The following is a 6,829-nucleotide window of genomic DNA, read 5'->3' as shown; positions in this document are numbered from 1 at the left end:
GTGGTTGCGGGAGCTGGATTTGAACCAACGACCTTCGGGTTATGAGCCCGACGAGCTACCAAGCTGCTCCATCCCGCGTCCGGATGTCTCATTTTTGCTTCTGAGAGGGAAGTATCAAATCGATTTAAATCAATTCAATAGAAAGTGGTTGCGGGAGCTGGATTTGAACCAACGACCTTCGGGTTATGAGCCCGACGAGCTACCAAGCTGCTCCATCCCGCGTCCGGATGTCTCATTTTTGCTTCCGAGAAGGAAGGTTCTTGGATACGGTTTGAACCGACGACCTTCGCCAATTCATGTTAGCGGGCCCGATGATTTTCCAGGCTGCTCCACCCCGCGTCCGATTGTGTCGTTTTGCTTCTGACAAGAAGTTGGTTGCGGGAGCCGGATTTGAACCGACGACCTTCGGGTTATGAGCCCGACGAGCTACCAGGCTGCTCCATCCCGCGACCGGTGTCATTTTACTTCTGAAGGGAAGATCCCACGATGAAATCGTCGATTTCACCGTAAGTGGAATGTGGTTGCGGGGGCCGGATTTGAACCGACGACCTTCGGGTTATGAGCCCGACGAGCTACCAGGCTGCTCCACCCCGCGTCCGTAGCTCTCGTTTTGCTTCCGAGAAGGAAGGTTCTTGGATACGGTTTGAACCGACGACCTTCGCCAATTCATGTTAGCGGGCCCGATGATTTCCCAGGCTGCTCCACCCCGCGTCCGATTGTGTCGTTTTGCTTCTGACAAGAAGTTGGTTGCGGGAGCCGGATTTGAACCGACGACCTTCGGGTTATGAGCCCGACGAGCTACCAGGCTGCTCCATCCCGCGACCGGTGTCATTTTACTTCTGAAGGGAAGATCCCACGATGAAATCGTCGATTTCACCGTAAGTGGAATGTGGTTGCGGGGGCCGGATTTGAACCGACGACCTTCGGGTTATGAGCCCGACGAGCTACCAGGCTGCTCCACCCCGCGTCCGTAGCTCTCGTTTTGCTTCCGAGAAGGAAGGTTCTTGGATACGGTTTGAACCGACGACCTTCGCCAATTCATGTTAGCGGGCCCGATGATTTTCCAGGCTGCTCCATTCCGCGTCCGACTTCATTTTACTTCTGAAAAGAAGCATTACTTAAAAAGTAATGGCGGTGAGGGAGGGATTCGAACCCTCGATAGGGGTAAACCTATACGCCCTTAGCAGGGGCGCGCCTTCAGCCACTCGGCCACCTCACCGGAACAAAAAGGCCAGCATAGCTGGCCAAAATATGGCTGGGCTACCAGGATTCGAACCTGGGAATGGCGGGATCAAAACCCGCTGCCTTACCGCTTGGCGATAGCCCAACAAAAACAATGGTGGCTATGGCGGGACTTGAACCTGCGACCCCGGCATTATGAGTGCCGTGCTCTAACCAGCTGAGCTACATAGCCACGAATATCGTGTTGGTTGCTTAAGCAACCGATGATGACTCTTCAAGGAGACATCATCAATAAGATGGCTGGGCTACCAGGATTCGAACCTGGGAATGGCGGGATCAAAACCCGCTGCCTTACCGCTTGGCGATAGCCCAACTAGGGTGCTCTCGATCTGCATCGTGAGACTTGAAAGATGGCTGCACTGTCAGGTTTCGAGCCTGGGCGTGTTGCCGGGATCAAAACCCGCAAAGGCGAGTGTTCATCCAAAAGATGGCTGGGCTACCAGGATTCGAACCTGGGAATGGCGGGATCAAAACCCGCTGCCTTACCGCTTGGCGATAGCCCAACTAGGGTGCTCTCGATCTGCATCGTGAGACTTGAAAGATGGCTGCACTGTCAGGTTTCGAGCCTGGGCGTGTTGCCGGGATCAAAACCCGCAAAGGCGAGTATTCATCCGAAAGATGGCTGGGCTACCAGGATTCGAACCTGGGAATGGCGGGATCAAAACCCGCTGCCTTACCGCTTGGCGATAGCCCAACTAAGGTGCTTAGAGGGAACTCTAAGACTTGAAACAATGGTGGCTATGGCGGGAGTTGGCCTGTGACACCTCGGTGTTAGCGAGTGTCGTGCACTTTCCTCACGCTATAACAACGCAAACAATGGTGGCTATGGCGGGACTTGAACCTGCGACCCCGGCATTATGAGTGCCGTGCTCTAACCAGCTGAGCTACATAGCCATTTAAACTTTTTGCGAAGCCCGCTATAAGCGCACTTCTAAAATATGGCTGGGCTACCAGGATTCGAACCTGGGAATGGCGGGATCAAAACCCGCTGCCTTACCGCTTGGCGATAGCCCAACAGATGGTGCGGAAGGAGAGACTTGAACTCTCACACCTTGCGATACCAGAACCTAAATCTGGCGCGTCTACCAATTCCGCCACTTCCGCACTGATTTTTACATCCAACACTTGGTAGTGTGAAGGATGGTGGCTATGGCGGGAATCTGTGCCTGAGACGCCTCAGTATTAGCTGAGTGCCTTGCACTTTCTTCTCGCTCGATAACCTTCACTTACCGCTAAGTAAGTAATGGTGGCTATGGCGGGACTTGAACCTGCGACCCCGGCATTATGAGTGCCGTGCTCTAACCAGCTGAGCTACATAGCCAACAAATACTCCGTCATTTCCGGAGTCACTCCTCGTTGGGAGCGGGGCGTATTATGCTGAGTTGACCCAGAAGCGTCAACCGCTTTACCAGTAAAAAAATGCCGATAGGGATGCGTTCGGCGGCAAAGTAGTCAGACTAGGCAAAAAAAAGACGACTCGACAGTAAGAACGGTGAAAAAGCGTTCGCGAAGGAGAAAGAATATTTCGTCTGGAGCCAGGAAAGTGGCGGGTGTTTGGAGAAAGCGGATCGGGAATGGGGGAAAAGCTTGAGCTTTCCTGGGCTTTTTGGTTAATTTGGACGTCTGAACGTCTAAAGGCAAACCAAGGAAGATCCATGAAAGACGCGACATTGGCAATCCATCACGGTTATCAGACCGATCCCACTACAAAATCCGTGGCGACCCCTATCTACCAGACCGTGGCGTATGAGTTCGACAGTGCTCAGCACGGCGCTGATCTGTTTAACCTGGCGACTCCGGGTAATATTTATACTCGGATCATGAATCCGACAACGGATGTTCTGGAGCAAAGGATGGCGGCCCTGGAGGGTGGGGTGGCCGGACTGGCTGTCAGCGCCGGCTCCGCCGCGATCCAGTATGCCATCGTGACACTGGCCTCTCAGGGGCACAATATTGTTACTACTCCTCAGTTGTATGGGGGGACCTACACCCTGTTTGCCCATATGTTGCCGAGCATGGGGATCGAGGTGCGCTTCGCCGCATCGGACAAGCCCGAGGATGTGGCGGCTCTGATCGATGACAACACGCGAGGCGTGTACTGTGAAAGCATCGGCAACCCGGCGGGAAACCTGGCGGATCTGGCGGGTTTGGCCAAGGTGGCCCACGATGCTGGGGTTCCTTTAGTGGTGGATAACACGGTAGCGACCCCAGTGCTGTGTAAGCCCATCGATTTTGGCGCCGATATCGTGGTCCACTCCTTGACCAAGTATGCCGGTGGCCACGGCACTTCGCTGGGTGGGGTAGTCGTCGATTCCGGCAAGTTTGACTGGGCTGCCAATGCTGAGCGGTTTCCACAGTTCAATACGCCAGAGCCGGCCTACCATGGCGTGGTCTATGTGGAGGCGTTTGGTCCGGCGGCTTTCATTGGCCGAGTTCGCACCGTGGCACTGCGCAATACCGGGGCGGCGATCTCTCCCTTTAATGCGTTTTTGATCCTGCAGGGGCTGGAAACCCTGCCGCTGCGGATGGAGCGTCACTGTGAAAATGCCCTGAAAGTGGCTCAGTTCCTGGCTCAGCACGATGCGGTGGAGTGGGTCAGTTTTGCCGGCCTGCCGGATCATGGCGATCACGACAAGGTGCAGCAATACATTAAGGGGGGGATCCCCAGCTCCCTGCTGACCTTTGGCTTGAAAGGGGGCTTTGAAGCCGGTGTGGCTTTCTATGACAAGCTCCAGTTGTTTAAGCGCCTGGTCAATATTGGTGATGCCAAGTCTCTGGCTTGCCACCCGGCGTCCACGACACACCGTCAGTTGAACGATGCTGAACTGCGTCAAGCCGGGGTTACCCCGGAGATGGTGCGTCTGTGCGTTGGGATCGAACACATCGACGACATCGTGGCCGATCTGGATCAAGCACTGCAGGGTTAATCTCGTTGCTTTGCCCGCGACAAAGCCTGGCGTTTGCGCCAGGCTTTGTGCCCTTCATCGATGAGAAACAGCGACAGGGCAATCAGCAGGAGTCGGGCCCAGTCGTGGGGGCTGACGGGCTGTAACTCCAGCAGAGTGGCCAATGGCGACCAGCTCATGGCACTGATGTGGATCCCCTGGGCAAGCAGGATCCCCAGCAACAGCAGGGGGTTGGAGAAGAAAGGCTGGTGGAGGAGGGAGCGTCGTTCCGAGCGGCTGTTCAACGCGTGGACATTCTCAAACAGGACCATCAGCAGCAGGGTCAGATTGCGTGCGGCTTCTATCTCCATACCCGTGCCCAGCCAGTAGCGAAACAGGACGAAAGCGGTGATCCCCATATAAGCCGCATTGAGCAGAACGCGCTCCAACATCAGTCCGTTAAAGATCCGCTCTTTTGGTGGGCGTGGGGCTTGGTTTAGTTCATCGCCTTCGGCGGGCTCAAACGCCAGCGCCACATCCTGAACCCCATTGGTGACCAGGTTGAGCCAGAGGATCTGCAGGGGTAGCAGGGGCAAGGGCAGCCCGGCGATCACGCTAAGGATAAACAGGGCTATCTCGGCCGCTCCGGTGGAGATCAACAGGAAGATCACCTTACGAATGTTGTTGTAGACAATCCTGCCTTCCCTCAGGCCATCGACGATGGAGGCGAAGTGATCGTCGGTCAGCAATAGATCGGCGCTTTCCCGGGCAACGTCGGTGCCGCGGCGGCCCATGGCGATCCCCACATGGGCGGCGTGTAGCGCCGGGGCGTCGTTGACGCCGTCGCCGGTCATGGCGACATTGTGACCGGCGGCGATCAACTCACGGGTAATGGTGAGTTTCTGCATCGGTTCGATCCGGGCAAAGACCCGACAGTCGAGAATGGTTTTCCTCAGGGTGCCTTCCCTTTCGGCATGACGCAGTTGCTCGCCGGTCACCACGGTGTCATCGCCCTCTTTGAACAGCCCCAGCTCTTTGCTGATCGCCCGGGCCGTGTCGGGGTGATCGCCGGTGATCATGGCGACGTCGATCTGAGCCTGGCGACAGCGTGCGATGGCGGAGACCGCCTCGGCACGGAGGGGATCCTGCATCGCGACGGCACCCAGCAGGCACAGGCCACTGGGCGGGTGTTGGCTGGTGAGGGGTTGGTCGGTGCCGGTGGCCAGGGCGAGGATGCGAAAGCCTTGCTGGGCCAAGCCATTGAGTGAGCGAGTGACATGTTCCCGCTGGAGGGGGTGGCCATTGGCGCTATCGCACATGGGCAGGATCTTCTCCAGGGCACCCTTGACCCAGATCCGAGTTTCTCCATGCTGACGGATCTTCACCGCGGCATAGGCATTTTCCGGTTCGTAGGGCAGCTGCTCGATGACGGGATAGAGTTGCTGACGCTGTTGGGGATTGAGGCCCCATTTGCCGGCCAGGACCAATAGGGCCAGATCGACGCCGTCCCCCTGGCCTTGCCAGTGATCGTCTTCCAAGTGCACCTCTGCTTCGTTGCACAGTAGGCCAGCTAATACGAGTTCGTTGACCGCCTGGTCGTCGATGTCGGCATCAATGTTGCCGCGGCAGGCCATTCCCTCACCACCGATCTGGACCTCACGCCCCTGTGGCAACCACAGGCGCTTTACCGTCATCTCGTTGACCGTGAGGGTGCCGGTCTTGTCGCTGCAGATCATGGTGCAGGATCCCAGGGCTTCAACCGCGACCAGTCGCCGCACGATGACGTTTACCTTGGCCATGCGTCGCATGCCGATGGCGAGGGCCACGGTGATGGCCGCCGGCAGCCCTTCCGGAATGGCGGACACCGCCAGGGCGATCCCCAACAGGAAGACCTGATCCAGAGGCTCGCCACGCCACAGTACGATGAGAAACAGCAGGCAGATCACCAGCAGTACCGAGATGGCGATCACCAGGGTAAAACGTTCAATACGACGTAGCAGGGGGGGCTGAGCCTCTCGGCGATGGTGGATGGCACTGGCGATCTGACCTATCTCACTGTCCAGTCCCGTGGCGAGGACGATCCCTTCGGCTCTGCCGTGGAGCATCATGGTGCCAGCAAAGAGTTCGGTTTTTTGTGGACTGCCTGTGGCGGGGGCGCTCTTGGTCACCGGCACGGACTCGCCGGTCAATATCGATTCATCGATGACCACCCCGGAGGCAGCGCTCAGGCTCATGTCAGCCGGGATCCGATCTCCGCTGGAGAGGCGTACCCAATCACCGGGCACCAACTGCTCGGCGTCACACTCCTGGGCGCGGCCCTCTCGGATCACGGTGACGCGGCGAGGCACCATCTGGCGCAGAGCGCTGGCGGCTCGCTGGGCCGAGTACTCCTGGGCGGTGCCGATCAACGCATTGATCAGCAATACGGCAAGAATAAAGAGGCCATTGATCCGCTGATCCAGGATAAAGGCCACGGCGGCAGCCGCGAGCAGGATGTAGACGAAGGGGGAATGAAACTGCAGCAGGAACAGCAGGAGAGGGCCTCGCCCTTTGGGGGCGGGGAGTCGGTTCGGGCCGAATCGTTGCAGTCGTTGCTGCGCCTGTTGCTCTGTCAGGCCCCGGATCATGCTGCGCCCCTCTGTTTGGGTCCATAGTCGTACCCTCCGGAAGGGGGCTGAACCGGCCCAGGGATTGTCCGAGAT

General features: G+C 57.5%; 2 protein-coding genes and 16 tRNA genes. 1 reads left to right on the top strand and 17 read right to left on the bottom strand.

Translation table 11 applies throughout. The annotated features are described in order from the left end of the window. Nucleotide 1 precedes the first annotated feature (1 nt). The 16 genes from AC2D8U_RS07870 to AC2D8U_RS07795 form a co-directional block, all read right to left on the bottom strand. Nucleotides 2-78, bottom strand: a tRNA-Met gene (locus tag AC2D8U_RS07870). A 67-nt stretch (nucleotides 79-145) separates the two neighbouring features. Beyond that, a tRNA-Met gene (locus AC2D8U_RS07865) sits at nucleotides 146-222 on the bottom strand. A 150-nt stretch (nucleotides 223-372) separates the two neighbouring features. Next, nucleotides 373-449 (bottom strand) — tRNA-Met (locus AC2D8U_RS07860). A 69-nt stretch (nucleotides 450-518) separates the two neighbouring features. Beyond that, nucleotides 519-595: transfer RNA gene (locus tag AC2D8U_RS07855), tRNA-Met, on the bottom strand. Between the two features lie 149 nt (nucleotides 596-744). Next, nucleotides 745-821 (bottom strand) — tRNA-Met (locus AC2D8U_RS07850). Between the two features lie 69 nt (nucleotides 822-890). After that, nucleotides 891-967, bottom strand: a tRNA-Met gene (locus tag AC2D8U_RS07845). A 162-nt stretch (nucleotides 968-1,129) separates the two neighbouring features. Further along, a tRNA-Ser gene (locus tag AC2D8U_RS07840) sits at nucleotides 1,130-1,219 on the bottom strand. Between the two features lie 33 nt (nucleotides 1,220-1,252). Next, nucleotides 1,253-1,327 (bottom strand) — tRNA-Gln (locus AC2D8U_RS07835). Nucleotides 1,328-1,337: 10 nt separating this feature from the next. Then, nucleotides 1,338-1,414, bottom strand: a tRNA-Met gene (locus AC2D8U_RS07830). Between the two features lie 65 nt (nucleotides 1,415-1,479). Then, a tRNA-Gln gene (locus AC2D8U_RS07825) sits at nucleotides 1,480-1,554 on the bottom strand. Between the two features lie 116 nt (nucleotides 1,555-1,670). Beyond that, nucleotides 1,671-1,745 (bottom strand) — tRNA-Gln (locus AC2D8U_RS07820). A 116-nt stretch (nucleotides 1,746-1,861) separates the two neighbouring features. Continuing rightward, nucleotides 1,862-1,936: transfer RNA gene (locus AC2D8U_RS07815), tRNA-Gln, on the bottom strand. Between the two features lie 123 nt (nucleotides 1,937-2,059). Further along, nucleotides 2,060-2,136: transfer RNA gene (locus tag AC2D8U_RS07810), tRNA-Met, on the bottom strand. Between the two features lie 45 nt (nucleotides 2,137-2,181). Continuing rightward, nucleotides 2,182-2,256: transfer RNA gene (locus AC2D8U_RS07805), tRNA-Gln, on the bottom strand. 5 nt (nucleotides 2,257-2,261) lie between these two features. Next, nucleotides 2,262-2,346: transfer RNA gene (locus AC2D8U_RS07800), tRNA-Leu, on the bottom strand. Between the two features lie 140 nt (nucleotides 2,347-2,486). Then, a tRNA-Met gene (locus AC2D8U_RS07795) sits at nucleotides 2,487-2,563 on the bottom strand. A 334-nt stretch (nucleotides 2,564-2,897) separates the two neighbouring features. On the opposite strand from AC2D8U_RS07795, the gene AC2D8U_RS07790 reads away from it, so the two are divergent. After that, nucleotides 2,898-4,169, top strand: a complete 1,272-nt coding sequence (locus AC2D8U_RS07790; protein ID WP_484618497.1) for an O-acetylhomoserine aminocarboxypropyltransferase/cysteine synthase family protein — start codon at nucleotides 2,898-2,900, stop codon at nucleotides 4,167-4,169. Here AC2D8U_RS07790 and AC2D8U_RS07785 read toward each other — a convergent pair. After that, on the bottom strand, nucleotides 4,166-6,754 hold the full coding sequence (locus tag AC2D8U_RS07785; RefSeq protein WP_484618496.1) for a cation-translocating P-type ATPase: 2,589 nt from the start codon (nucleotides 6,752-6,754) through the stop codon (nucleotides 4,166-4,168). The two genes, AC2D8U_RS07790 and AC2D8U_RS07785, sit on opposite strands and share 4 nt — an antisense overlap. Nucleotides 6,755-6,829: the final 75 nt, after the last annotated feature.

The sequence above is a fragment of the Ferrimonas sp. YIN67 genome (genome assembly GCF_057219095.1).
The sequence above is the reverse complement of the archived record's forward strand: the minus strand, read 5'-3'. Positions and strand labels throughout refer to the sequence as shown.